Genomic DNA, 25,831 nt, shown 5'->3' with positions numbered 1-25,831 from the left:
GTTGTTTCTGCTGGCGGCGCTAAGCGTACCCGCTGACGGATCTAAGTAAACCCCTGCGCCGAGGAACGTTGCGTCCGGCTTTAGCGGCCGGTGAGTTGATCCATGATTTTGACCAGCTCTGCGCTGATGCCGGGTTCGGACAACGCGTGACCAGCGTTGCGGATCATGCGCAGTTCCGCATTTGGCCACGCATTCGCCAGTTGCCAGGCACGTTCCGGCGGGCAGATCATATCGTAGCGGCCCTGCACGATCACGCCGGGAATATGCGCGATCCGGTCAACATGGGCGAGGATCTGACCGTCAAAATCCAGAAAGCCCGCATTGGTGAAATAGTGGTTTTCCAACCGCGCAAAGGCCCGCGCATATTCCCCCGGCGCATCGCCACCCGATCCGCTGGAATAGACCGAAGCCAACGCATTTTCCCATGCAGACCAAGCCTTTGCATATTGCGTCTCGATCCGCAGATCATTCGAAAACAATCGCTTGTGATAGGCGCCGATCATGTCGTGCCGTTCTTCTTCCGGGATCAGGTCAGAGAAGCGCGCCCAGGGTTCGGGCCAGAACAATCCCGCACCGCCACCATAGAACCAGTCCAGTTCCGCCTGCGTCATCATGAAGACGCCGCGCAGCACCAGATTGCTGACATGCCGGGGATGCGTTTCGGCATAGATCAGCGCCAGCGTCGCGCCCCAGCTGCCGCCGAAGACGATGAATTTCTCGACCCCCAAATCCTCGCGGATCTGTTCAATATCGGCGACCAGATCCCATGTCGTGTTGTTGATGACGCTGGCATGAGGCCGCGACCGACCACATCCGCGCTGATCGAAAAGCACCACACGATAGACCCTGGGGTCGAAATAACGCCGCATCGTCGGGCTGCACCCGCCGCCGGGACCGCCATGCAGCACGATCACCGGAATCCCGTCCGGATTGCCGCATTGCTCGACATAGATCGTGTGTCCGCCTCCGACCTCCATCATGCGTTGGTCGAACGGATCGAGGGGTGGATAAAGATGCTGCACTGCGCGCTTTTGGCCCGAGAATTTGTCCATGACCGATCTATATATGGACAAGCTGACAAAAAACACAGGAACTTCGCGATGCAGGCAACTCAGACCACGGTCGACCCGTCGGAAATTGCCAAATTCGAAGCGATGGCCGCCGAATGGTGGGATCCGAACGGCAAATTCAAACCGCTGCACATGCTTAATCCGTGCAGGCTGGATTACATCACCAACCAGATCGCGGGAGAATTTGATCGCGATCTCAATGACTTGAGGCCGTTTGAAGGCCTGCGCATTCTGGACATCGGCTGTGGTGGCGGGCTTTTATGCGAACCGATGGCACGGCTGGGCGCAACGGTGGTCGGTGCGGATGCGGCAGAAGGTAACATCCCCGTCGCGCAGGTTCACGCGCAGCAATCGGGACTGGAGATCGATTATCGCCACACCACGGCCGAGGCGATGGCAGCAGCCGAAGAACAGTTCGACGTGGTGCTGAACATGGAAGTGGTCGAGCATGTGGCCGACCCGCTTGCCTATCTCACGGCCTGCAAAGACTTGTTGAAACCCAACGGGTTACACATCTGTTCGACGATCAACCGCAACCCCAAAAGCTTTGCCATGGCGATTGTCGGCGCGGAATATGTGATGCGCTGGCTGCCGAAGGGGACGCATGAATGGGCCAAGTTCATCACACCGGAAGAGCTGTTCGAGCTGTTGCGCAAGGCGGGGCTTGATCCGGTGGATCGCAAGGGGTTCGTCTTCAACCCGATCACCTGGCAATGGCGCCTGTCCGACCGCGACCTGAGCGTGAACTACGTCACCGCCAGCCTGAAACCGGGGCCGTCCGTTTGAGGCCTTTTGTGCTTTTTGTGCCGATGATCGGTACATAAGCCCTCTGCCGTCGGGGCGACCCCGCAATCCTGACAATGCGCCGATTGATCTTTCCCGCAGTTGGAGTCTAGAGAGGGGCAAATGTCCCGAGGGAATAACATGACACAAGAGCACGGCGATCCCCGCCACCTTGAGACTCTGGATCGCGATCTGGCGCGGTTCTCCAGTCTGGAGATCGCAACAAGCTATGTCGGGCGCCCGATGGTCGGACCCGCAATTTCGCTGGTCTTTGTCGTTATGGCGGGCCTGACCGCAGCACTTTTCTTCGGACAGACCAACAATTCGCTGATCGTGATCGTGGCCGCCTGTCTTGGTGCCTATATGGCGCTGAATATCGGCGCGAATGATGTTGCCAACAATATGGGTCCGGCGGTCGGGGCCAACGCGCTGAGCATGGGCGGCGCGATTGCCATCGCTGTCATCTTTGAAAGCGCGGGTGCGTTGCTTGCGGGGGGCGATGTCGTCTCGACCATTGCCAAGGGGATCATCGCGCCGGAAAGCATGGCCACGGCGGAAATGTTCATCTGGGCAATGATGGCCGCGCTTTTGTCCGCTGCACTTTGGGTCAATCTGGCGACATGGGTCGGGGCACCGGTATCGACAACGCATTCGGTTGTGGGCGGCGTCATGGGCGCAGGCATCGTCGCCGCAGGGTTCGGTGCCGTGAACTGGATCACCATGAGCAAGATCGCCGCCAGTTGGGTGATTTCCCCGATTCTTGGCGGTGCGATTGCGGCGCTGTTCCTGTGGTTCATCAAATCCAGGATCATCTACCGGGACGACAAGATCGCGGCCGCGCGCAAATGGGTGCCGGTTCTTGTGGGCATCATGGCCGGTGCCTTTTCTGCCTATCTGGCACTGAAAGGCTTCAAGAAGGTTATCCAGTTCGATCTGACAACCACCTTGCTGATCGGTGCGGTGGCGGGTGTCCTGTCCTGGATCGTGATGATCCCGGTGATCCGGCGAAAATCCGAAGGGCTGGAGAACCGCAACAAATCGCTCAAGACCCTGTTCGGCATCCCGCTGGTCGTGTCCGCCGCGCTGCTGAGTTTTGCGCATGGTGCGAATGATGTCGCAAACGCGGTTGGACCGCTTGCGGCGATCGTGCAGGCCTCGCAATCGGGCAACTTCACCGATGCTGTCAGCATTCCGTTCTGGGTCATGGTGCTGGGGGCGTTCGGCATTTCCTTCGGGCTGCTTCTGTTCGGACCAAAGCTGATCCGGATGGTCGGAAGCCAGATCACCAAGCTGAACCCGATGCGGGCCTATTGCGTTGCCCTGTCCGCGGCCATCACGGTCATTCTGGCAAGCTGGCTGGGGATTCCGGTCAGTTCCACCCATATCGCGGTGGGCGGCGTGTTCGGCGTTGGGTTTTTCAGGGAATGGGATACGGAAAGGCGCATCAAGAAGGCGCGCCTGACCATGCCCGACCGCCCCACATACCCCGCCGCTGAACGGCGGCGGCGAAAGCTGGTGCGCCGGTCCCATTTCATGACGATCATTGCGGCCTGGGTCATCACCGTTCCGGCCGCTGCCATATTGTCGGGAACGATCCTGTTCCTGATCACGGTGGTCATGGGGGCGTCCTGACGCGATCCGAATCTGGCAAGCCGTGCCTGTTTTATCGATAGGCCGGGTCAGCAGATATGTGTCGCGTGGCGGGATAGCTGCGTTGCGTCGGACTGCTGCCCCTGGCCCGTGCTAAGGATCGGTTTCCAGCTTCAGCCGCAGTTCGCGCAGGACCGGCAGGACGGATTTGACGCGGGTATCGCCGAGATCGACGACAAGGTCGGCGATCATCGGGGTGATGGCTGCAACGGCGGCGTTGCGCGCGGCAAGGCCTGCGGGGCTGATCGCGACCATCTTGCGGCGGGCATCCTCCCAATCCGGGCGGATATGGACATAGCCCGCATTCTCCAGCTTGGTCAGGGTGTTTGTCATCGCACCGCGTGTCAGGTGAAACGCGCGGGCAAGCTGCGCGGGGCTGCGTTCGCCCGTCGCACGCGCAAGGTGGTTCAGCACCGAGAAATGCGAAATCTCCATCTTGTTCGGCAGCACCTTGTTCAACCGGTTGCGCAATAGCTGATCGGCGGTCAGCAATTCGCTGAACAACAAGGCGGCGGTGGCGTTGATCGAATCCGACATCAGGGGCTTTCAAAGCTGCGCGTATGGGTCAGGGACGGAATCCGCGCCCGCGCTTTGCTTACGGCATTCAGGTCAAGATCGACAAGGGTCAGCCCCGGTTCGGTGCCCGCATCTGCGATGACCTCTCCCCAGGGTGAGATGACCATCGAATGCCCGTAGGTGCTGCGGCTTTTGCCGGTGCTGGCGGGGTGCGTGCCGGTTTGCGCAGGGGCCAGGACCCAGGCACCGGTCTCGATCGCGCGGGCGCGCAGCAGGCTTTCCCAATGGGCCGCCCCCGTGACAGGCGAAAAGGCCGAGGGCACCGTCAGGATTTGCGCGCCCGCCTGCGCCAATGCCCGGTAAAGATGCGGGAAGCGGATGTCGTAGCAGATGCTGAGGCCAAGCGTGCCGAAGGGCGTCGGCGCGACCACGGCGCGGTCTCCGGGTGCGTAGCCCGAGGATTCGCGGTAGCTTTCGGTTTCTGACACATCCACGTCGAACATGTGGATCTTGTCATAACGCGCGCGGATCTCGCCATCCGGTGCAATCAGGAAAGACCGGTTGGCAAAGCGGTCCTCCGGCGGGTCGGACTTTACGGCAAGCGATCCGATCAGCAGCCAGATACCAAGCTTTGCCGCGGTGTCGCGCAGGCCCGCGAGGGTTGCATCCTGTGCCTCATTGCGCAGCACCTGTGCCTGATGCGTCCTGCTGAGCGACACGCAATTGGTAACCTCGGGCGTCAAGGCAAAGCCTGCGCCTGCTGCGGCAGCCTCGTGCAGAAGACCCCGGACATGGCCGAGGTTCTGCACCGGATCGTCCGACGAGGTCATTTGCAGCAGGGCGGTGCGCATCAGCCGGCCAAAAGCGGATCCAGCTTGCCGGCGCGCTCCAATGCATAAAGCTCGTCACAGCCGCCGACATGGGTTTCGCCGACAAAGATCTGTGGCACGGTACGTCCGCCACTGGCGCGTTGGATCATTTCCGGCTTGCGGGCTGGATTGGCCAGCACGTCAATCTCGGTGAATGTGACATTTTTCTCGGTCAGCAACCGCTTGGCCGCGTGACAAAAGCCGCAAAGCGGCGAGGTGTAGATTTCAACGTCTTGCATGTCTGGTCCCTTCTGACAGGCGTGTTTGTCAGGGATTTAAGGCTGGTTTGCAACGCGCGCCAGTGCGATGACACAAACTTCACGCGCCCGCGACGCATGGCAGGCCTCTGCCGCCGCCGCCAAGGTCGCACCAGAGGTCATCACGTCATCGACCAGCAGCACCGAGCGCCCCTCCATCAAGGCGGTGCGCTGGGGGTGGGCGCGGATGCTGCCGCTCAGCATGGCAAAGCGCGCGTCGCGGGTCAGCCCGTCCAGCGAGCGGGTCCGGGTGCTCCGCAGCAACAGGTCCGGGCAGGTCCTGCGCCCCGTTTCACGCGCCAAAGCGGCGGCCAGCAGGGCAGATTGGTTGAAGCGGCGCCGCGCCATGCGCGACCAATGCAGCGGCACCGGGGCGATCAGCGAGTCCTCGCGCAGCATGGGTCTGGCGGCCTGCGCCATCCACTTTGCGGCAGGGCGGACCACATCATGCCGGTCCCCATGCTTGAGCGACAGCACCAGCCTGCGCCCGGCATCGCGGTAGATCAGCGCGGCGCGCCCCTGTTGCCACGGGCGTTCGGTGGTCATGCAATCATCGCAATGTACCGGCACGCCGTCATCCACGCCCGGCAAAGGCGTGCCGCAGAGATCGCAAACCAGACCGCCGATGAAAGGCGTGTCGCGCCAGCAAGGTCCGCAAAGGCCGAAATCGCTTTCGACCATGCCCCCGCAGGTCAGGCAGCGCGGCGGATAGATCAACTGGAGCGCCGTTTGCAAACCTGCCCAAGCCACCTTATGTCTCTGCCCCATGACTGCTGTGCCCCTGACCGATCTTGCGGCGCTTGCCCGCAACCGCGCCCGTGCGACCCGTGCGCCTGCCCTGTTCCTGCACCAGTCGGCGCGGGACGAGGTCGAGGATCGTCTCTCGATGGTTAACAGGCAGTTTACCAACCCCGCCATTGTCACGCCTTTCCCCGAAATCTGGGAAAATGTCCTGCCCGGTGCGAAGATCGTGGCCGATACCGATGTGCTGGCGCTGAACGAAGGCGCGCATGATCTGGTGATCCACGCGCTTGCCCTGCATTGGGCGAATGATCCGGTGGGGCAGTTGATCCAGTGTCGCCACGCATTGCGCCCCGACGGGCTGCACCTGTCGGTGGCATTTGGCGGGCAGACGCTGCACCAGTTGCGCAGCGCGCTGGCACAGGCGGAAAGCAGCGTCACCGGCGGGCTGTCGCCGCGTGTCGCGCCCATGGCCGAAATCCGCGATCTGGGGGCGCTGTTACAGCGGGCGGGGTTTGCGCTGCCGGTCGCGGACAGCCTGCCCCTGACGGTCAGCTATGCCACGCCGCTGCATCTGATGCAGGACCTGCGTGCGATGGGCGAGGGCAACGCATTGGACGCGCGCCTACGCCGTTTCACCCGGCGCGACGTGATCGCAGAAGCCGCGCGGATCTATGTCGAGACCTGGGGCGCTGCCGACGGGCGCATCCCCGCGACATTCGAGATGATCTTTCTGACCGGATGGGCGGCCCATGACAGCCAGCCCAAACCTTTGCGCCCCGGATCTGCGGCGCATCGTCTTGCCGACGCGCTTGGCACGCGCGAAACCCCGCTGAAAGATTGACCTATGCGTCATTCACGATATGTCGGATCTAACCTTACTGAACGGATGCCCGCCCATGCTTGATGCTTCTCATTCTGCCAGCCGTCCCGAAAATGCGCCTGCTGACCACCCGGAAATCGCCAAACCGAAGATCGGCGTACTGCTTGCCAATCTGGGCACGCCCGACGGGCATGATTACTGGTCGATGCGGCGCTATCTGAACGAATTTCTGTCCGACAAGCGGGTGATCGACTACCCGCGCTGGAAATGGCAGCCGCTGTTGCAGCTTATCATCCTGAGCAAGCGTCCCTTCAGTTCCGGCGCGGCCTATCGGTCGATCTGGAACACACAAAAGGACGAAAGCCCGCTGATGACGATCACCCGCGACCAGACCGCGGCAATCGCGGCAGAGGTGCAGGCGCGGCATGGCGATCAGGTGATGGTCGATTTCTGTATGCGCTACGGCAACCCTTCAACCGAATCGAAACTCCGCGCGATGGTCGAGGCCGGGTGCCGCAAGATCCTGTTTTTTCCGCTTTATCCGCATTACGCCGGTGCCACCTCTGCCACCGCGAACGATCAGTTCTTCCGCGCGCTGATGAAGGAAACCTGGCAACCTACCGCGCGTGTGGTCGACCCGTATTTCGACCAGCCGCTTTATATCGAGGCGTTGGCGCAATCGGTGGAACGTGGCTATGCGGCGCTAAGCGAGAAGCCCGATATTCTGGTCTGTTCCTATCACGGGATGCCGAAACGCTATCTGATGCAGGGCGATCCCTATCATTGCCAATGCCAGAAAACGACCCGGCTGCTGACGGAACGGCTGGGCTGGGCCGACACAGAGATTCGCACCACGTTCCAGTCGGTCTTTGGCCCCGAGGAATGGCTGAAACCCTATACGGTGGAAGAGGTCGCCCGGCTTGCAAAGGAAGAAGGCAAGAAGAAGATCGCGGTGATTGCGCCCGCGTTTTCCGCCGATTGCATCGAAACGCTGGAAGAAATCAACGAAGAGATCCGCGAAAGCTTTGAAGAGGCGGGCGGCGAACAGTTCACCTATATCCCCTGCCTGAACGACGATCCGGCGCATGTGGCGGCGCTGGCAGGCGTCATTGACCAGAATCTTCAGGGCTGGGTCTGACCCCGGCCCGGCCGGCACGCGTGTAAACCCAGCACGCATGTAAAAAGGGCGGCGCTTTCGCACCGCCCTTTTCGAATTCTTTAATTCCGTAGGGGAATTAGTTGGACGCGGCTGCTGCGATAACTGCCAGCAGAACCAGCGGAATGATCAGGCCAGCGGAAGAAGAGCTTGTCGCTGCTTCTTCAACAACCACAACCGGCTCCATTACTACGTCGTCTTTTGCATACGAACCGGCCATTGCGGTCGAAGCGGCGGCTGTCAGGACAGCGGCGAGTGCGAGTTTCTTCATTGTATACCTCCAGTAATACGCTTGCAGTTTCCCACGCAGGGCTAACAGCAAGCACCCAAGACTTACCTCGTAACTCTTTCTAAGCAGCTATTTTCGCCTAATGCAAACGCAACCTTGACGCTTTCGAGGCAGCCCCGATCCAATGTCGTCAAATTAGCAACACTTGTGTTCCGACCTTCGTCAGCCTGAACAGCTCCTGGATGTGTTCGTTGTACAAACCGATGCAACCATTGGAAGAACGACGGCCGATCTTGCGGGTGTCATGGGTGCCGTGGATGCGGTAATACTGCCAGCTGAGATACAGCGCATGCGTGCCAAGCGGGTTGTCCGGGCCGGGACCAACAAAGTCCGGCCATTCCGGATTGCGCTTTTTCATCGCGGGCGTCGGTGCCCAGCTGGGGCCCTCGACCTTGCGGATCACGCTGGTGCGGCCACGGCGGGTCAGATCCTCTGTCAAAGGCACCGAGGACGGATAAAGCTTGTAGGTCGCGCCATCCTCTGACCAGTAATGCAAGGCCCGCGACGTGATGTCGACGAGGACCGCACCATTGGCCAGAGAGCTGAAATAGGGTTGCCAGTCCAGCGCCCGAAAGCTGGAGATATTGCGGCGGACAACCTGCGACAGGTCACGTTCAATCTCGACCGTGTCGGCACCGTTGACATCCTGTGCCAAGGCGGGCGTTGCAGCGAACGCAGCGCCAGCAGCCAAAAAGCCACGACGGTCAAAAATCCGAGGTATCGGCTTTGTCATCTTGGAACTCCATAATGAAAACAGAAATTATGGTAACATATTTATTGCGGGAATGCCTCAGTCGCAATTCAATCCGGCGTCATTGGGCCGACTCACGCGGATGTGGGTTTGAATAGCAACCTAAGCACCGTTATGCCTGATGCAGTGCAATGAACGGATGACAGACACATGATGCGTGCCATATTCTTGACCATTTCGACCCTGCTGGCGCTTTCGGCATGTGCGCCTGCACCCGTGGTCACAACCCCGGTTCTGGCAGATGGCAGGCCGGCGCCAAAGGTCTACCGAATCAGCGCGGGCTCTGAGTCGCGCATCCAGTTCAGAATGCTCGATTCGGTCAACGCGCTGCGCCAGGCCGCAGGCGTGTCCCCGGTCCAGCTGAATGCGCAGCTTACCGCAGCGGCGGCCACGCATTCGCGCGATATGGCGGCGCAGAACCGTCCGTGGCATTTCGGGTCCGACGGTTCTTCGCCGCTGGACCGGGTCCGCCGCGCCGGGTATTCGGGTGAACTCATGGGCGAAAACATCTCGGAAACCTACGAGACAGAGCTCGAAACCCTGGCCGCATGGATGGAAACGCCCGCCACCCGCAACGTGATCGTCGGCGCCGAAGCCCGCAATATGGGGTTTTCGTGGCACCAGGAAAACAATGGCAAAATCTGGTGGACCATGGTGATGGGCAACTAGGCCCGCCCCACCACAACCTGCCCCGGACTTGATCCGGGGCCTTGCGCTCACGCCTAAGGCTGGATTGAAATCGGTGTCCCGTTTTTCACCATGGCGTAGATCTGTTCGATCTCGCGGTCCGTCACGGCGATGCACCCTGCTGTCCAGTCACGCTTGCCGTCCCGGTATTTCCGCGGCCTGCCGTGAATGAAGATGTCGCCTCCGGGCGATTCACCCATCGCGATCGCCTCGGCGAGATCGGCCTCATTGGGATAATCGATTCCGACCGACAAGTGGAATTCGCTGTTCGGATTGCGCCGGTCGATCAGATAGTTGCCCTCGGGTGTGCGCCCGTCGCCGCTGATCTTCTTGTCACCGGATGGCGCAAAGCCAAGGCCAATATCGTAGGCCTCCAGCACTTCGGTGTTGTGCAGCAGATACATCCGCCGCTCGCCCTTGTTGACGATCACCTGAGTCACTTCGGGGCCATTATATGTCTTGAACTTGCTCGCGCAGCCCGACACGCCGATCATCAGCATGGCGACTGCAAGAAACCTGAATACCCGCATTTTTCTGCCTGTTTTTGTATTTGCCTCAGGTGACAGGGTACATTTTTTCGGGCAACGAAGGTAGGGGGATTATCAACACGAACCGCCGATTGCGGCGGCGATCCGCCTCAGGCGTTCAACGTGAAGCCCGCGACCAGTTCGACATGCGTGGACCAGCGGAACTGATCGACAACGTCAATCCAGTCAATCCTGTATCCGGCATCGACCAGCACCTTTGCATCCCGCGCAAATGTCACCGGATTGCATGACACATGCGCGATGACCGGAATGCCGCTTTTGGCAAGCTCGGCGATCTGCGCCTGTGCCCCGGCACGGGGCGGGTCGATCACTGCGGCGTCAAACCCCTTCAGGTCAGAGACATCCAGCGGCGCGCGGAACAGGTCGCGCGTGGCATGGGTAACGGCGTGCAGCAGCGGCGTCTTGCGCCAACCGGCATCCAGTGCCTGCATCATCGCCGCATCCCCTTCGACCGCATGCACCGCCGCCGCCTGCGCAAGCGGCAAGGCGAACGTGCCGCATCCGGCAAAAAGATCCACGATGCGGCTAGCACTTCCGACGGCTTCGGTCACGGCAGACAAAAGCGCCGCTTCGCCTTCGGGCGTGGCTTGCAGGAACGCACCGGCGGGGGGCGTTACGCGCGCAAGCCCGAACTGCTGTTCCGGCATGCGGCGGGTCAAGGCAAGGTCCGCCTCCCAGGTCAGGCGCGCCAGATCGAACTTTTCGGCAATCGCGGCAAGCTGCATTTGCAGTTGCGGATCGACCTCCTTGCCGCCCGACACGGCGACATCCAGCCCGCCAAGCGAGGTGGTGACCATGACCGAAAGCTCTGCCTTGCGGCTGGTGCCGGCAATCGCCAGCGCCTCGACCATGGGCAGGGCGGCGGCAATCGCGGGATCGACCAACAGGCAATCCGGCACCTCGACGATCACATCGGCGCCGCGTTTGTGGAACCCGGCCATCGCCCCCTTCTTGGTGCGGCGCGCGGAAAACCCGGCACGGCGGCGGGTAGAGGGCGGAGAGGTCAGGATCCGGCGGGGCTGAACCTCCAACCCGTGTGCAGCCAGCGCGTGTGTCACGATGCCCAGCTTCCAATACGCGACAAACCTGTCCGACACATGCTGCAACTGACACCCGCCACAGGACGCGGCATGCCGACAGGGCGCTTTTACCCGGTCAGGCGAGGGCGTCACGATTCTGGGCAATGGCATTGCGTCGCCCGTGATCTCGCCTTCGACCACCTCGCCGGGCAGAGTGCGCGGGACGTAGATCGGACCGGCTGCAATGCCGTCGCCGTGATGTCCCAGCCGTTCTATTGTCACTATTGTCATGGGCTGGCCCTACCCCGAGTCTGCGCCGCGATCCAGCCTATTCGGCGGCATCCTGCGATCCGATAAAGCCGCCCGACTGCCGGTCCCAGTAGCGCGCGTAAAGCCCACCCCGCGCCAGAAGCTGCGTATGCGTGCCGGTCTCGACGATGCGACCGTCATCCATGACGATGATCCGGTCCATGCTGGAGATCGTGGACAGGCGGTGCGCGATGGCCAGCACGGTCTTGCCTTGCATCACCCGGTCCAGCGCCTCTTGAATCGAGGCTTCGACCTCGGAATCCAGCGCGCTTGTCGCCTCGTCCAACACCAGAATCGGCGCATCTTTCAGAATGGCACGGGCCAGGGCGATCCGTTGACGCTGACCGCCGGACAGCTTGACGCCACGCTCGCCCAGATGCGCGCCATAGCCTTCGCGGCCCATATGGTCCTGCATCTTCAGGATGAACTCATGCGCCTCGGCCTGTTTGGCGGCGGCAATCACCTCTTCCTTGGTGGCTTCGGGCCTGCCATAGCGAATGTTGTCCAGCGCCGAGCGGTTGAACATGGCGGTTTCCTGCGTGACCATGCCGATTTTTCGCCGCAAGGATTCCTGCGTCACGCCGCCAATGTCCTGCCCGTCAATCCGGATGGTGCCGCCTTCGGTGTCATAGAGCCGCAAGAGCAGCGCCACGAGGGTCGATTTGCCGGCCCCGGACGCGCCGACAATGCCCAGCTTTTCGTCCGGATGAATGGTCAGGGACACGTTCTCGATCCCGCCAGTGCGCCGCCCATAGGCAAAGCTGACATCCTTGAAATCGACCTGCGCATCCGTCACTTGCAGATCCTGCGCATCCGGCTTGTCCACCAGCGTATGAGGCGGGGTAAGCGTGCGCATCCCGTCCTCGACCTCGCCGATATTGGCGTAAAGCGCCATCAGGGTGAAGCTGACCCAGCCGGTCATTTGCGCCAGCCGCAGCGCCACGGCGCCCGTTGCGGCGATGTCGCCTGCGCTTACAAGGCCAAGGTTCCAGTAAAACAGCGCGCCGCCCACCAGAAGCACCGGCAGAATGCCCGCCAGCGCCATCAGCCAGAACCGGAACGCCACAGAGATGTAGCCAAACTCCACCGACCGGTCGCGATAGGTCTGCATCGCGCCCAAAGCCGCGCGATCCTCGTAATCGGCATGGGCGAACAGCTTGACGGTTTTGATATTGGTGACGGTATCGACGATCTGGCCGGTGGTCATTGCCCGCGCGCCGGCCCGCGCCTTGGACCGCTGGCGGATGCGGGGCATGAAATGACGGATCAGAAAACCATAGCCCAGCATCCACACCACCAGTCCGGCGGCGATGCGCAGATCCACCGTGCCCAGCATCAGCACCGCGCCCACCACCGAGGCGAGCGCAAACAGCACCGTATGCAGGATCTCGACCACGGAATCGTTCATCGCGCGGGCGGTTTGCCATTCCTTTTGCGCGATACGGCCCGCAAAATCGTTGTCGAAGAACGTAACGGCGTGCCCCAGCGTATAGCGGTGCAGGCGCGACAGGATCAGGTTCAGCACGTTGGGCTGCACCATGACCGATTGCGTCACCGACGCGACGCCCAGAATAGCCGGGCGCAGAAGGATGAAGAACAAGAGCGACCATAAAAGGATGCCGCTTTGGTCGGCAAAGACCGATTGCGCGTCCGAGGACAGCGCCGCGTCAATCACCCGGCCCAGCAGCAATGCGGCGATCACCTCGGTTATGCCGGCGATGATGGAAACCGCCCCGGCAAGAGCCAACACCCGTCCGGTCCCGCGCAGACCCCAGCGAAAGAACGCCAGCAGGGTGCGTGGCGGCGGGCCATCGGCGGGTGCGAAATGGTTGATCCAGTCGGCAAGTTTCATGCGGTCGCCTCGGTTTCGTCAGCATCGTCGGTTGTCAGGAAGCCGCCGGATTGGCGCGCCCAGAACCCGGCATATAGTCCGCCTTGCGCCAAAAGCGCGTCATGGGTGCCTTCCTCGACAATCCGGCCCTGATCCATCACCAGAATCCGGTCCATATGCGCGATGGTGGACAGCCGATGCGCAATGGCGATCACGGTTTTGCCCTCCATCATGCCATAAAGGGTTGTCTGGATCGCGGCCTCGACCTCGGAATCCAGGGCGCTTGTCGCTTCGTCCAGCAGCAGGATGGGCGCGTCCTTCAGAATGACGCGGGCCAGTGTGACGCGCTGGCGCTGGCCACCCGACAGCTTCACCCCGCGTTCGCCGACCTGCACGTCATAGCCCGTGCGCCCCTGCGGATCCCTGAGATCGAGAATAAATTCATGCGCCTCGGCCTTTTGCGCGGCGGCGATCATCTCTGCCTCACTTGCGTCGGGCCGCCCGTAGAGGATGTTGTCGCGGACCGAGCGATGCAACAAGGCGCTGTCCTGCTGCACCATCCCGATCTGGCTGCGCAGGCTGTCCTGCGTCACGGCACAGATGTCCTGCCCGTCGATCAGGATGCGGCCCTGTTCGACGTCGTAAAACCGCAAGAGCAGCTTGACCAGGGTGGATTTGCCCGCGCCGGAACGACCGATAAGCCCGACCTTTTCGCCCGGCCGGATGTCCAGCGTGACCCCGTCCAGCCCGCCAGCGTCGCGGCCGTAATGATGCGACAAGTTTTGAATCGAGATGCGCCCATCCGACAGCACAAGCGGCGGCGCATCCGGGCCATCCACCAGATCAATCGGCTGGGCAATCGTCTCCATCCCTTCGGCAACGACGCCAAGCTCTCGGAACAGGCTGGTCAGCGCCCACATGATCCAGCCTGTCATCGCGTTCAGCCGCAAGGTCAGCGCGGTCGCGGCCGCCACGACACCAACCGAGGCCTGCCCCTGCGTCCAGAGCAGCAAGCCCCAGCCAACAACCCCGACGATCAGCAGACCATTCAGCGCCACAAGCGTCACATCCATGATCGTGAAGATCCGCATCTCGGCGGCAAAAGTTTGGCGCGCTTTTTCAATCGCTTCGCGGGCAAACTCCAACTCGCGGTCGTGATGGGCGAACATCTTGACCGAATGGATGTTGGAATAGCTGTCCACGACGCGCCCGGTGACAAGGCTGCGCGCGTCCGACGCCGCCTTGGACGCGGGGCCGACGCGTTTGATGGTCCACCGCATCAGCAGGGCATATAGCGCAAGCCACAGAACCAGCGGGATCATCAGGCGCACATCGCCCTGCCCCAGCATGACCAGCGCGCCGACAGCATAGGCAAGCGCAAAGGTGATCGCGTCAAAGACCTGAAACACCGCCTCGCCCGCCGCGGGGGGTGTCTGCATGATGCGGTTGGCGATGCGCCCGGCAAAGTCATTCTCGAACCAGCCGACCGACTGGCGCAGCACATGCCCATGCGCGCGCCAGCGGATCAATGTCCCGAAATTCGGCATGATCGCGTTGTTCAGCAACAACACATCCAGCATCTGCAACACGGGCCGCAGGAACAGGATGAACAGCGCGAGCAGGATGAACTTTGTCCCATGGTCCGCCCAGACCTGCGCGGGGTCGCCGTTCAGCACATCGACAATCCAGCCCATCGCCCAGATCAATGCGATCTCGACCGTGGCCACGACGACCGAAGCCAGCGCGGTCAGTGCAAAGACGCGTTTGAACGGCACGGAATAGCCGCGCAGGAACGGCCACAGCTTCGTCGGCGGCCTGTCCTGACGCGGATAGTCGCAATAGGGATCTACAAGGCGTTCAAAAAAACGAAACACGGGCGAGGCTCTGATCTGATCGGGTTGGCGCACTGTCACCGATTTCACGCCCAAAGACCATGCCTTGGGTTCTGTGGCCAGTCAGGTGTCGCCAAGCAGGGCATCGCGGTCAAGGGTGAAGCCAGATGCGATCCATTTCGTTTCAAGCGCCTTCAGCTTTTCGCCCAGCGCAGGGCCGGTCAATTCCGGCATCAAGTCCCTGGCATTGATAGGAAATTTCTGGGCGGCTGCATCGGGGACGGTGTGCAGCCATTGCGGGTCAAGGACAGAGTCAAACAACGCCGCCCGCAAGATCAGAACCGAAAGGGCAGTGTCGGCGCCATAAAGGTAGCCCAGGGCTTCGGGGCTATCCATGTTGCCGATCAGATCCCCCAGCAACGTAAGTTGCTTTTGTTGTGCCTTTGACAGGCGCAGGGATTCACCGTCGCGGACCCCCAGAACGGCGAGGCGGCGCAGAGGATCGGGTGGAATGTTCAGGCTGTCTTCGTGATGCACAAGCGGTGCCAGCGCCGTTGAGACCGCGCCGGGAAGGATCACCCGCAAAACGCCCGTATGGTCCATTGCCGCAATCGCCGGGGCCGGGTCCGGGGCCGCCAGCAGCTTGAGCATTTCCGACCCGACACGCTCTTTCGACAATGTTTGCAGACCGTCCAGATTTGTCGCGATCGCCGAGAGCGCCTCGGCGTCAAAGCCCTGATCGGGATCACCATACCATGCCGCAAAGCGGAAAAAGCGCAGCGACCGCAGATAATCCTCGCGGATCCGGTCAGTCGCATTCAGGATGAACCGGACGCGCCGCGCGCGTAAATCCGGCAGGCCGCCCAGCGGATCAATGACTTCTCCGGTCCGGTCCGCATAAAGCGCGTTCATCGTCAGGTCGCGGCGCACGGCGTCTTCGGCAATATCGCCCGAAAAGGCGACCACGGCGCGGCGGCCATCCGTCTCTACATCAGCGCGAAACGTGGTGATTTCATGCGGGACGCCGTTCGAGATGACCGTAACTGTGCCATGTTCAATGCCGGTGGGGACCGTCTTCAGCCCAGCGCCTTCGGCGAGGGCCATCACCTGCTGTGGCAGGGCATTGGTGGAAATATCCATATCACTGACCGCCACGCCCAGCAGGTCATTGCGCACGCAACCGCCAACGAAATAGGCCAGATAGCCACCTGCCTCCAGCATCTGCATGACTGCCTGCGTTTCGGGCGCAAGAAACCAGGTGCCGATGAGGCGGGTCATCGCGACAACCGCTCTGCCAGACCTCGCAGGATGCGCGCGGTGGCCCCCCAGATATAGTAGGGTCCGAATGGCACGATATAATAATGACGGGTCTGGCCGCGCCAGCGGCGCCCCTGAATAGTGTAGTTTTCCGGCACCAAAAGGTGGTGCAACGGCACGCGAAAGACTTCGGCGACCTCGCCGGGTTCCGGGATCAGATCGAAGGGTCGGGAAATGATCCCGATGACCGGCGTAATGGTGAAGGACGTGACTGTTTCGTGCGTGGGCAATGTGCCGACCACATCAACCAGTTCGGTTGGCAGCCCGATCTCTTCGCGCGCCTCGCGCAGGGCGGCGGCGATGACATCGGCATCGGTGTCATCCTGCTTGCCACCGGGAAAGGAAATCTGACCCGGATGATGCTTCAGCGCCGAGGACCGTTTCGTAAGGATGACTTCTGGCCCGTCCGGCCCCTCAAGCACCGGGACAAGTACGCCGGCAGGCCGCAGCCTTCGGCCCTCAGGCAGAACCACGCCGGGATTGAGGTCGAAATCCGAGGAAGCGGATCCCGACGGCTCAACCGCGCGACGCAGCAGTTTGAGGGTGTCAGTTGTCACCCTCGTCACCCTTTGCTTCAAAACCGACAGTCGACGGATCGAGCACATAATGCGCGCCACAGAATTGGCAATCTGCCGTGACCGTCCCCTGATCCGTCGTCATCTTCTCAATATCCCTGGCGGAATAGATCGACAGGCTTTGACGCACGCGGTCCTCCGAGCAGGTGCAGCCGAACCGAACCGGCTGTGTATCGAACACGCGCGGGTTTTCTTCGTGAAACAGCCGCACCAGCAGATCGGTCGCAGGCAGGCTGGGGCCGATCAGTTCGATGTCCTCAACCGTATCCAGCAGCAGATTGGCGCGGTTCCAGTTTTCGCTGGCGTCGTCATCCAGAATATCGTCCGCCGCCAACAGGCCACCCTCGCCGGAGCCGCCTTCGCCGCCCGCTGCCGGGGACGCCTTTGGCATCGTCTGCAACATGATCCCGCCGGCACGCCAATGTTCCGGCACGCCCGGTTCGGTGGACCGTCCGAAGCTGAGCGCGAACCGGGTCGGCAACTGCTCTGACTGGGCGAAATACGTCTCTGCGCAGTTGGAAAGCGTGGCATCTGTCAGCGGCGTGATGCCCTGATACGGCGTCATGCCCTTGCCCTGGTCGATCATGATCGCGAAATAGCCTTCGCCCACATTGTCACGCGCCGGGCCGTCTGTCAGGCGGTCGGCATCATAGCTGGCATAGGCGCGGATCTTGGCAGGTTCGCCTTCTTTCGTGGGGCCGTAGAAATCGGTCGCGATCATGCGCACCGGGCCTTTGGACTGAACCTGCAAGGACAGTTTCCAGCGCAGCTTGATCGTCTGCCCGATCAGCGCGGTCAACAACGCCATCTCCGCCACCAGTGCCTCGACCTGGGGCGGGTAGTCATGCTGTTTCAGGATGCCGTCCAGAACGCCGTCCAGCCGCGCGACCCGGCCGCGAATATCCGAGCGGTCAAGTTGAAAGGGCAGGACGGTGTCGTCCCAGGCGAGTTTAGAACCGAGTGTCATGGGGGTTTCCTTGGCCGTGGCGTCTTGGCATACAGCGACAATATAGGGACGGCAAGCAATCGGCCAAGGGGGCGGCAAATGACAAGACGGTTTGGCAACAGCCCCCTGCCCGGTCAAAACTATGTAGCCCGGCCCGGAGTCTACGCCATCCTGCCCGGCAAGCGCGGCTTGTTATTGACCTTTCAATCGCAACCGGAACCAGAGTTTCAGCTGCCCGGTGGTGGCATTGATCCGGGCGAATCGCCATTGCGCGCGCTGCATCGCGAGGTTTGGGAAGAGACTGGCTGGACGATTGCACGGCCCCGCAGGCTGGGCGTATTCCGGCGTTTTACCTTCATGCCGGACTACGATATCTGGGCAGAGAAGATCTGCACCGTCTATCTCGCGATCCCGGTTCGCAGTTGCGGGAACCCTGTAGAGCCGGATCACACGGCCTGTTGGATGAAACCACGCGATGCGATGGTCGAGCTGGCAAATGCCGGAGATCGGCATTTTGTCCGCCGGATGCTAGGATTGCGCTGAGATCTGATTGACCTCTGGGCATCCAAATTCAAGCAATGCGGCTGACACGTCGTCAGTCAACTGCCCCGGCGTTGCCATATCTTCGGCAAGCCGCCAGAACATATCCTGCAAATAGTCGGCGCCACTGCCAGTGTGCGGCGTCGAAGTTGCCAGTCGGTGCAGCCCGTCATCATCCAGCATCTGCCCGTTTTTCATCACGCATTCCGAAAACCCGTCAGAATAAAGCAATAGCCGATCACCGGGGGCAAGCCGGATCTCGGATTGGTCATATGTCACGTTATTTACGAGCCCCACGGGCACACCACCGCATCCGATGAATTCAGCACTGCCATCCGCCCGCATGACCAATGGGTGCGGATGTCCGGCCTGAACAAGTTTCGCGACACCTGTGCGAAGGTCGACCACGACGTAGAGAAGTGTCAGATATTCCTCGACGCCCGCATCCGCATTCAATCGGTCGTTCAACATGCGGGCGACAACCTCGGGTGGGCGCAGTTTAAGATGGCCATCGGTATCGCGCTCCATGGCGATGTTCTGGTCCGGAAAGGAACTGTTGAGATAGCCCGCCACCCGCGCCGTCATCATCGCAGAGGTAATGCCGTGACCGGACACATCGATACTGTAGAATCCCAACTGCATGTCATCGGGGCTGAACATGCCGACAAGATCGCCGCCCACATGTCCACAGGGTTTGAGCAGAAGGCTGACACGCGACGCCCCGAAATCGCGCACGGTTTCCGGCATCAGAGAGTCCTGGATCTTGCGGGCCTGTTTGAGATCCTTGTCGATGGCGTCATACAGGGTCTGCAATGTCCCCAATGTTTCCGAAATCACGCGGTTCTTCTGGTTCAACTCGCGTTCCATCTGCATAATCCGCGCGCCGGCGGTGATCCGGGCGCGAAACTCTGCCGCATTCACGGGCTTGGTCAGAAAATCGTCGGCACCAGCATCCAGCCCCCGTGCGATTTCATCTTTTTCGCCCTTGGATGTCAGAAGGATGAAATACCCATAGCTGTCGCGCGCCATCTGTCTGAATCGACGACAAAATTCCAGCCCATCCATGCCGGGCATCATCCAGTCGGACAATACAAGGTCTGGCTGGTGGTTCTCGCACAGGACGATTGCCTCATCCCCCGATGCGGCCTCGATCACCTCCAGCCCCCATTTTCGCAACAGGCTGGTGATAATTTTTCGCTGGAGCCTGCTGTCATCGACCACCAAAGCCATGCGCAGCGTTGCACTGCCCACCATTGCCTTGAGTGAATTATCCACCGCCGTGGTCACAGGAGCGCCCTTCATCTGCGTGTTCGATTTCATTCGTTCGGGTTTAGGCCAGCGCTGATTAAACTTTAGTGAATCCCCACCCCTAAAAACCCGCAACAATTTCTTAGTATTTGTCCGATACCGTTCTGGCAGGAGGCCGCGATGATAGATTGGCAACGCATATCTGAGCTACGCGACGAAATCGGCGCAGACGATTTCGATGAGGTGGTCGACCTGTTTCTGGCAGAGGTAGAAGAGACGCTTGAGGCTTTGCCAAACGCACAAAATTCCGAGCTTGAGGCCATGTTGCATCTGCTCAAGGGGAGCGCGTTGAACCTGGGGTTTCAGGCATTTGCGACCCGGTGTCTTGAAGGCGAAGCCGCAGCGCGCGCCGACAGGCCGGAAGAGATAGACCGCGACGCGATCAGACAGCTATATGACGCCTCGCGCCACGCGTTTCTGCAACAGGTCACGGCCTGATCTGCTGTGACCTCTGCCCGCTTGCTGCCTTCGCCATCGCATCCGGCCCGCTCAACGCAGGATCAAATGACGAATTGTGCCAATGTCTCGTCGTTGGTGATGTCCGTATAGGTGAAGCCTGCGGCGTCCAGCTTGGCCAGAAAGGCGCCAAAACTCGATGCATCGCGAGTTTCGATCCCGATCAGAACGGAGCCGAAATTCCGCGCAGACTTCTTGAGATATTCGAACCGGGCAATGTCATCTTCGGGACCAAGGAAGTTCAGAAATTCTTTCAACGCTCCGGGCCGTTGTGGCATGCGCAGGATAAAGTATTTCTTCAACCCCTGATGGCGCTGTGCCCGCTCCTTGACCTCGGGCAGACGCTCGAAATCGAAATTTCCGCCGGAGGTGACGCACACCACGCGACGCCCGCGGATTGCATGGCCCAGATCGCGCAACGCATCGACGGCCAAAGCGCCTGCCGGTTCCAGCACGATCCCCTCGACGTTCAGCATTTCCAACATGGTGACGCAAAGCCGGTCTTCCGGGATGGTCAGCGAATTGGCCAGACCGACACCCTTCAGGCGGGCGAATGTCCGTTCGCCAATCTGTCCGACAGCGGCACCATCTGCAAAGGTATTGACGGAGTCGAGCTTTACCGGCCGCCCCATCTGCAAGGCCGCATGCAAACAGGCACCGCCCGCCGGTTCCACAAACGTATATTGCACATCCGTTCCGAAATAGCTGAGCACGCCGGAAGACAGCCCGCCGCCGCCAACCGGCAACATCAGATGATCGGGCTTGCCGCCTAACTGCTCCTCGATCTCGACGGCGACAGAGGCCTGACCCTCGATCACGTCCTCATCGTCAAACGGCGACAGGAAATGACCGTTGGTCTCCGTGCAATAGGTTTGCGCGGCGCGAAGCGTGTCGTCGAAATAATCGCCGGTCAACTGGATCTCGATGTTTTCGCCACCAAACATCCGCGTCTTCTGGATCTTCTGTTGCGGCGTCGTCACCGGCATGAAGATCACACCGCGCTTGCCAAAGTGGCGACACATGAACGCGACACCCTGCGCATGATTGCCGGCACTGGCGCAGACAAAAACCGGCGCATCGGGTTGCTTGCGCATCGCGTTGAACGCCCCGCGCAACTTGTAGCTGCGCACCGGCGACAGATCCTCGCGTTTCAGCCAGACCTCGCACCCGTAGGTTTCCGACAGATGCGCGTTCAGCAACAACGGGGTTGGCGGAAAGACATCGCGCATTGCGCTGGTGGCGTCACGCGCCTTTTTGATGAAATCAGTCATCTTCGTTCAGTGTCCCATGATGGCAAACGAGGCAAGCCTAGTCGATGCTGCGGCCTTCGATGAAATGACCGTAGACTGTGGTCAGCAGCGAGATACCGATGATTGTCACAAACCAGTTCACCACCAGAATATAGATCAAATTGATGGTCGACCCCGGATCACTGTTCAGCAGGCTTGGCAGCACCACGATCAGCGTTGCGACGCTGACGACAACGCCCAGAACCACGAAGGTCGGGGCCTGATCCCGCGTCGCGGCCCATGCCTCGCCCAGGGTCAGGTTTTTGCCGATTGCGCAGGCCGGCAGGATCGACCCGAACCGGAAAAACAGGACCGAAGCAAGACCAATGGCCACCGGAATAATCAGCACCGTCAATGGCGGTGCGATGGCACCGATCATGGCAAGTGGCATCGAGGCAATGAGAACCCCGACGGCGACGATGATCCCGATCAATATCGAACGCCCGAAATAGCCAAGCATCTTGCCGCCATGCATCCGGGGCAGATACCCCTCGGGATAGTCCTCTGCCAGGACAAAACGGTGCCAGGCGACAGCGATCCAAAGACTTGCCACGAGGCCGAGCATGTTGAGGACCATCGTCATCACAGCAAATTGCCCCGCCCCGGTCGGGAAAGTGCCGTCGTTGATCGCGCTGGCCATATCGGCATTGAGATAGCCATACACCTGGGCCGCGACCGACACGAGGTACAGAACCATGGAAATTCGGAACGCTGCGCCAAGGTTGTTGAACACCAAGCGGACCGAATGGACGAAAATCTGCCAACCCAACATCGAAAACTCCTGCACCATTTGCGCTTGTGCTAGCACGCGAGCCTGCCGCCGCCAATGCCACCATCTTGTGCTGCGCAACAAAACCCGCTATCCGCCCCGCGATACTGAACAAGGAAGTGCTGCCCATGTCCGCGCCCAAGAAAGTTGTTCTGGCCTATTCCGGTGGCCTCGATACCTCGATCATCCTGAAATGGTTGCAGACCGAATACGGCTGCGAGGTTGTCACCTTCACCGCCGATCTGGGTCAGGGAGAAGAGCTGGAACCCGCCCGCAAGAAGGCCGAGATGATGGGCATCAAGCCCGAAAACATCTTTATCGAGGATGTGCGCGAGGAATTCGTGCGCGATTTCGTCTTCCCGATGTTCCGCGCCAACGCGGTTTATGAGGGTCTGTACCTGCTGGGCACGTCGATTGCGCGGCCGCTGATTTCCAAGCGGCTGGTCGAGATTGCAGAAGCCACCGGTGCCGATGCGGTGGCCCATGGTGCGACCGGCAAGGGCAACGACCAGGTCCGGTTCGAGCTTTGCGCCTATGCGCTGAACCCCGACATCAAGGTGATTGCACCCTGGCGGGAATGGGACCTCAGCTCGCGCACCAAGCTGCTGGCCTTTGCCGAGGAAAACCAAATCCCGATCGCCAAGGACAAGCGCGGCGAGGCGCCGTTCTCGGTTGATGCGAACCTGCTGCACACCTCGTCCGAAGGCAAGGTGCTGGAAGATCCCGCGCAGGACGCGCCCGATTACGTCTACCAGCGCACCGTCAATCCAGAGGATGCGCCCAACACGCCCGAATTCATCGAAATCACCTTCGAAAAGGGCGATCCGGTTGCGATCAATGGTGAGGCGATGTCGCCCGCGACCATCCTGACGAAGCTGAACGAATATGGCGGCAAGTATGGCATTGGCCGTCTTGATCTGGTCGAGGGTCGTTTCGTGGGCATGAAGTCGCGCGGCATCTACGAAACGCCCGGCGGCACTATCCTGCTGGAGGCGCATCGCGGCATCGAACAGATCACGCTGGACCGCGGCGCGGCGCATCTGAAAGACGAGTTGATGCCGCGCTATGCCGAGATCATCTATAACGGTTTCTGGTTCTCGCCCGAACGCGAAATGCTGCAGGCGCTGATCGACAAGAGCCAGGAACATGTCACCGGCACCGTCCGGCTGAAGCTGTACAAGGGTCTTGCGCGCACGGTTGGCCGCTGGTCCGATCATTCGCTGTATTCCGAGGCGCATGTGACATTCGAGGATGATGCCGGAGCCTACGATCAAAAGGACGCGGCCGGGTTCATTCAACTGAATGCGCTGCGCCTGAAACTGCTCGCGGCGCGGAACAAGCGATTTAAGGGCTAACAAAGCCCGCATGTTGAAACGAGCATGGCCGACCCTTTCGGGGCCGGCCATCTTCGTTTCTACTGGTTACAAAGTGTACTCGTTATCAACGCGATTTGGCTTATTCGGCCGTGACGACCGTCATTACCAAGTTTCCGTCCGGCTTGATCGGTCCATCTTCCGTCGCGCCCAAAGTGTATTCAAAAACGCCAGTCGACATTCCGCCCGCTTCGGAATGGACCATAAGCATCAACATCTCGCCTGATTTGACGTCCTCTGTCAGAATCGCGGCCACATCGACATTCTCGCCGCCACGCAGGGGCGCATGGCCCACAACCGGACCGGGCTTCATGTCGGCATCGGTGCGGTGAACAACCAGCCATCCGTTTTCGGCGGCCTGAACCATATCGGCGCTTACGATGCCGTTGGCAACGCTTTGGTCAGACGCTTCAACCATTGGCGCCATGGAATGCGACGCGGCAAAGGCTGTGCTGGCGGCAAGCATAGCGGCAGGGGCGAGGATCAGAAACTTGTTCATTTTTAACTCCGTGTCTGGTTTTCGCCGCAATACGCTGCGGCGTATGGCTTAGACACGGACAGACACGCAATTAGTTTCACGCCGCTGAAAAAAATCCCTACAAAGCGTATCGGCGCATCTTTTCATAGGCGGGCAAGGCGGCCTCGACCAAAGCGGCCAATCTGCCTGTGACCTCTGGAAGCGGCCCTTCGGGCCCCGCGAAACCGACTGATTCATGTACCGCGCCGTACCAGACCGGTGCCCAGACGCCGTCAAAGGGTTTTGCCCCGGCCGGCCATTCCAGCATCGCGGGGTCAAAGCTCAGCCCCAGTTCGGCGCAAAGCTTGCGCAACATGCCTTCGGGATTGTCCCGAATATCGGCACTGTCCAAAACCAGCGGCTGATGTCCAATGGCGGTGATTTCGTCGAACAATTCTGCCTGCTGGACAAAACCGATGTCATCCAGAGTTGGATTTTCGTATTTCGCGGCAAAACTGGCAACAACGCGTGCCGGATGGCGGATCAGAAAGACATTGGCGACCTTGCCCAGCCAGTCACGCGGCACGCCTTCAATCATGTGCTGGGCCATATGCTTGTGATAGACATGAGGGGCATGGTGCGGGTTCGGCCCAAGCAAGCCCTGCACGACATTGGCCGGATCTGTCGATTGCGACGCGATGATATGCTCGCGCATCGGATGGGCCAGACCGGTCTGCGCCAGATAGGCCGCATAAAACGGCTCGTCCACCGCGGCAAAATCGGACCGGTTCCCGAACGCATACATCATCGCCGTCGACAGGTTGCGCGGCCCCGACCACATTGCAATTTTCATGACACCTCCAACGGCTGTTTGCGGCCACGCTAGATGCGGGCGGGCGCAAAGCCAAGACAGTAAAGTCGCGTCACCAATGCGTGACAAGCCATGACAATGACTGGACGCGAGGGGCACCCTGCTGGCACGGTTATGTGCAACGGAGGTACGTTGCCATGAGCCTATTTTTAAAATTCAAACCCTTGCTATTGTCCATCCTGATCATTGCGGGCCTGACCCTGCAAAGCCAAGAGGCGCAGGCTGGCCCGAACAAGACGATCACCCTTGCCGGAGGTTGCTTCTGGTGCGTCGAGGCTGATTTCGAAAAAGTGCCCGGCGTGATTTCCGCCGTGTCCGGCTATACCGGCGGTACGGTGAAAAACCCGACCTACAAGCAGGTCACACGCGGTGGCACCGGCCATTACGAGGCCGTGCAGATCACCTATGATGCGGGCCGCGTCAGTCTGGACAGCCTGCTTTCCGCGTTCTTCCGCAGCATCGATCCCACCGATGCAGGCGGGCAGTTCTGTGACCGGGGCGAAAGCTATCGCACCGCGATTTTCGTCTCTGACAAGGCCGAAAACACGGCTGCCAAAAAGGCTAAATCAGACGCACAGGCAGTCCTTGGCAAGAAGATCGTGACGCCGATCCTGAATGCAAAGCCGTTCTACAAGGCCGAGGATTATCATCAGGGCTATTACGAAGGGACCAGCCTGGTTCTGACCCGCTTTGGTCCGTTGAGCCAAGCCAAGGCATATAAGCGCTACCGCGACGCCTGCGGGCGCGATGAGCGTGTCAAACAGCTTTGGGGCGATGCTGCGCCATTTGCAGGATAGCC

The 25,831-nt window shown here is 60.6% G+C and carries 28 protein-coding genes; 9 read left to right on the top strand and 19 right to left on the bottom strand.

The genetic code is table 11. The features are described from left to right. Nucleotides 1-80: 80 nt before the first annotated feature. Nucleotides 81-1,052 (bottom strand): prolyl aminopeptidase, encoded by a 972-nt coding sequence (gene pip / locus DMZ65_RS04445; RefSeq protein WP_116597713.1) that lies wholly within the window; start codon nt 1,050-1,052, stop codon nt 81-83. Nucleotides 1,053-1,100: 48 nt separating this feature from the next. On the opposite strand from pip, the gene ubiG reads away from it, so the two are divergent. Beyond that, nucleotides 1,101-1,856: a bifunctional 2-polyprenyl-6-hydroxyphenol methylase/3-demethylubiquinol 3-O-methyltransferase UbiG gene (ubiG, locus tag DMZ65_RS04440; protein ID WP_116597712.1), complete on the top strand. Its 756-nt coding sequence runs from the start codon at nt 1,101-1,103 to the stop codon at nt 1,854-1,856. A 138-nt stretch (nt 1,857-1,994) separates the two neighbouring features. Beyond that, entirely contained in the window at nt 1,995-3,485 is a 1,491-nt protein-coding gene (locus DMZ65_RS04435; RefSeq protein WP_116597711.1) for an inorganic phosphate transporter, read from the top strand. A 111-nt stretch (nt 3,486-3,596) separates the two neighbouring features. Here the strand turns inward: DMZ65_RS04435 and DMZ65_RS04430 are convergent, their stop codons facing one another. The 4 genes from DMZ65_RS04430 to DMZ65_RS04415 are packed head-to-tail and all read right to left on the bottom strand — an operon-like array spanning nt 3,597 to nt 5,913. Then, nucleotides 3,597-4,040 carry a MarR family winged helix-turn-helix transcriptional regulator gene (locus DMZ65_RS04430; RefSeq protein WP_116597710.1) on the bottom strand — a complete coding sequence of 148 codons (444 nt, stop codon included), beginning with the start codon at nt 4,038-4,040 and terminating at the stop codon, nt 3,597-3,599. Next, a complete protein-coding gene (locus tag DMZ65_RS04425) occupies nt 4,040-4,870 on the bottom strand; it encodes a carbon-nitrogen hydrolase family protein (RefSeq protein WP_116597709.1) in 831 nt (276 codons plus the stop codon). Before DMZ65_RS04425 ends, DMZ65_RS04430 begins: the two co-directional genes overlap by 1 nt. After that, complete coding sequence (gene grxC, locus DMZ65_RS04420) at nt 4,870-5,127, bottom strand: glutaredoxin 3 (RefSeq protein WP_116597708.1); 258 nt, start codon at nt 5,125-5,127, stop codon at nt 4,870-4,872. The genes DMZ65_RS04425 and grxC overlap by 1 nt, the downstream gene beginning before the upstream one ends. A gap of 36 nt (nt 5,128-5,163) precedes the next feature. Continuing rightward, nucleotides 5,164-5,913 (bottom strand): double zinc ribbon domain-containing protein, encoded by a 750-nt coding sequence (locus DMZ65_RS04415; RefSeq protein ID WP_116597707.1) that lies wholly within the window; start codon nt 5,911-5,913, stop codon nt 5,164-5,166. Here DMZ65_RS04415 and DMZ65_RS04410 point away from each other — a divergent pair. Continuing rightward, a complete protein-coding gene (locus tag DMZ65_RS04410) occupies nt 5,912-6,730 on the top strand; it encodes a class I SAM-dependent methyltransferase (RefSeq protein WP_116597706.1) in 819 nt (272 codons plus the stop codon). The genes DMZ65_RS04415 and DMZ65_RS04410 overlap by 2 nt on opposite strands. A 55-nt stretch (nt 6,731-6,785) precedes the next feature. Further along, nucleotides 6,786-7,847, top strand: coding sequence for a ferrochelatase (hemH, locus tag DMZ65_RS04405; protein ID WP_116597705.1), 1,062 nt, complete (start codon nt 6,786-6,788; stop codon nt 7,845-7,847). 97 nt (nt 7,848-7,944) lie between these two features. On the opposite strand, the gene DMZ65_RS04400 is transcribed toward hemH, so the two are convergent. Further along, nucleotides 7,945-8,136 (bottom strand): ferrochelatase, encoded by a 192-nt coding sequence (locus tag DMZ65_RS04400; RefSeq protein ID WP_084350953.1) that lies wholly within the window; start codon nt 8,134-8,136, stop codon nt 7,945-7,947. 148 nt (nt 8,137-8,284) lie between these two features. Then, complete coding sequence (locus DMZ65_RS04395) at nt 8,285-8,887, bottom strand: L,D-transpeptidase (protein WP_116597704.1); 603 nt, start codon at nt 8,885-8,887, stop codon at nt 8,285-8,287. A gap of 168 nt (nt 8,888-9,055) precedes the next feature. Between DMZ65_RS04395 and dalA the strand changes: the two genes are divergently transcribed. Further along, a complete protein-coding gene (gene dalA, locus DMZ65_RS04390) occupies nt 9,056-9,574 on the top strand; it encodes a divisome-associated lipoprotein DalA (RefSeq protein WP_116597703.1) in 519 nt (172 codons plus the stop codon). Nucleotides 9,575-9,627: 53 nt separating this feature from the next. Here the strand turns inward: dalA and DMZ65_RS04385 are convergent, their stop codons facing one another. From DMZ65_RS04385 to hslO, 7 genes are all read right to left on the bottom strand, one after another. After that, on the bottom strand, nt 9,628-10,122 hold the full coding sequence (locus tag DMZ65_RS04385) for a L,D-transpeptidase family protein (RefSeq protein WP_116597702.1): 495 nt from the start codon (nt 10,120-10,122) through the stop codon (nt 9,628-9,630). Nucleotides 10,123-10,229: 107 nt separating this feature from the next. Next, nucleotides 10,230-11,450: a class I SAM-dependent RNA methyltransferase gene (locus tag DMZ65_RS04380; protein ID WP_116597701.1), complete on the bottom strand. Its 1,221-nt coding sequence runs from the start codon at nt 11,448-11,450 to the stop codon at nt 10,230-10,232. A 37-nt stretch (nt 11,451-11,487) separates the two neighbouring features. After that, the gene (locus DMZ65_RS04375; RefSeq protein WP_116597700.1) at nt 11,488-13,320 is read right to left on the bottom strand and encodes an ABC transporter ATP-binding protein; all 1,833 of its coding nucleotides are present in this window, start codon (nt 13,318-13,320) and stop codon (nt 11,488-11,490) included. Further along, nucleotides 13,317-15,173, bottom strand: a complete 1,857-nt coding sequence (locus DMZ65_RS04370; protein ID WP_116598119.1) for an ABC transporter ATP-binding protein — start codon at nt 15,171-15,173, stop codon at nt 13,317-13,319. Before DMZ65_RS04370 ends, DMZ65_RS04375 begins: the two co-directional genes overlap by 4 nt. 81 nt (nt 15,174-15,254) lie before the next feature. Continuing rightward, nucleotides 15,255-16,409 (bottom strand): CCA tRNA nucleotidyltransferase, encoded by a 1,155-nt coding sequence (locus DMZ65_RS04365; RefSeq protein ID WP_116597699.1) that lies wholly within the window; start codon nt 16,407-16,409, stop codon nt 15,255-15,257. Further along, nucleotides 16,406-17,005, bottom strand: coding sequence for a CoA pyrophosphatase (locus DMZ65_RS04360; protein ID WP_438942699.1), 600 nt, complete (start codon nt 17,003-17,005; stop codon nt 16,406-16,408). Before DMZ65_RS04360 ends, DMZ65_RS04365 begins: the two co-directional genes overlap by 4 nt. Beyond that, on the bottom strand, nt 16,995-17,990 hold the full coding sequence (gene hslO / locus DMZ65_RS04355; protein WP_116597697.1) for an Hsp33 family molecular chaperone HslO: 996 nt from the start codon (nt 17,988-17,990) through the stop codon (nt 16,995-16,997). The genes DMZ65_RS04360 and hslO overlap by 11 nt, the downstream gene beginning before the upstream one ends. Before the next feature lie 78 nt (nt 17,991-18,068). Here hslO and DMZ65_RS04350 point away from each other — a divergent pair, with 78 nt between their 5' ends. Beyond that, nucleotides 18,069-18,512, top strand: coding sequence for an NUDIX hydrolase (locus DMZ65_RS04350; RefSeq protein ID WP_116597696.1), 444 nt, complete (start codon nt 18,069-18,071; stop codon nt 18,510-18,512). Here the strand turns inward: DMZ65_RS04350 and DMZ65_RS04345 are convergent. Further along, nucleotides 18,498-19,811 carry a PP2C family protein-serine/threonine phosphatase gene (locus DMZ65_RS04345; RefSeq protein ID WP_198662626.1) on the bottom strand — a complete coding sequence of 438 codons (1,314 nt, stop codon included), beginning with the start codon at nt 19,809-19,811 and terminating at the stop codon, nt 18,498-18,500. The two genes, DMZ65_RS04350 and DMZ65_RS04345, sit on opposite strands and share 15 nt — an antisense overlap. 126 nt (nt 19,812-19,937) lie before the next feature. Between DMZ65_RS04345 and DMZ65_RS04340 the strand changes: the two genes are divergently transcribed. Further along, the gene (locus tag DMZ65_RS04340; RefSeq protein WP_116597695.1) at nt 19,938-20,255 is read left to right on the top strand and encodes an Hpt domain-containing protein; all 318 of its coding nucleotides are present in this window, start codon (nt 19,938-19,940) and stop codon (nt 20,253-20,255) included. A 62-nt stretch (nt 20,256-20,317) separates the two neighbouring features. Here the strand turns inward: DMZ65_RS04340 and ilvA are convergent, their stop codons facing one another. Continuing rightward, nucleotides 20,318-21,544, bottom strand: coding sequence for a threonine ammonia-lyase IlvA (gene ilvA, locus DMZ65_RS04335; protein WP_116597694.1), 1,227 nt, complete (start codon nt 21,542-21,544; stop codon nt 20,318-20,320). 37 nt (nt 21,545-21,581) lie between these two features. Continuing rightward, nucleotides 21,582-22,352, bottom strand: a complete 771-nt coding sequence (locus DMZ65_RS04330) for a hypothetical protein (protein ID WP_116597693.1) — start codon at nt 22,350-22,352, stop codon at nt 21,582-21,584. 107 nt (nt 22,353-22,459) lie between these two features. Between DMZ65_RS04330 and DMZ65_RS04325 the strand changes: the two genes are divergently transcribed. Beyond that, a complete protein-coding gene (locus tag DMZ65_RS04325) occupies nt 22,460-23,686 on the top strand; it encodes an argininosuccinate synthase (protein ID WP_116598117.1) in 1,227 nt (408 codons plus the stop codon). A gap of 100 nt (nt 23,687-23,786) precedes the next feature. On the opposite strand, the gene DMZ65_RS04320 is transcribed toward DMZ65_RS04325, so the two are convergent. Together DMZ65_RS04320 and DMZ65_RS04315 are read right to left on the bottom strand one after the other, a co-directional pair. Then, nucleotides 23,787-24,203 (bottom strand): DUF7282 domain-containing protein, encoded by a 417-nt coding sequence (locus DMZ65_RS04320; protein WP_116597692.1) that lies wholly within the window; start codon nt 24,201-24,203, stop codon nt 23,787-23,789. Nucleotides 24,204-24,300: 97 nt separating this feature from the next. Then, entirely contained in the window at nt 24,301-25,014 is a 714-nt protein-coding gene (locus tag DMZ65_RS04315; RefSeq protein WP_116597691.1) for a sulfotransferase-like domain-containing protein, read from the bottom strand. Nucleotides 25,015-25,169: 155 nt separating this feature from the next. On the opposite strand from DMZ65_RS04315, the gene msrA reads away from it, so the two are divergent. Beyond that, nucleotides 25,170-25,829, top strand: coding sequence for a peptide-methionine (S)-S-oxide reductase MsrA (gene msrA / locus DMZ65_RS04310; protein ID WP_116597690.1), 660 nt, complete (start codon nt 25,170-25,172; stop codon nt 25,827-25,829). The last annotated feature ends 2 nt before the right edge of the window (nt 25,830-25,831 follow it).

It is taken from the genome of Primorskyibacter marinus, from assembly GCF_003313245.1.
GTDB lineage: Bacteria > Pseudomonadota > Alphaproteobacteria > Rhodobacterales > Rhodobacteraceae > Primorskyibacter > Primorskyibacter marinus.
Note: the sequence above shows the minus strand (reverse complement) of the source record. Positions and strands in the feature narration are given on the sequence as shown.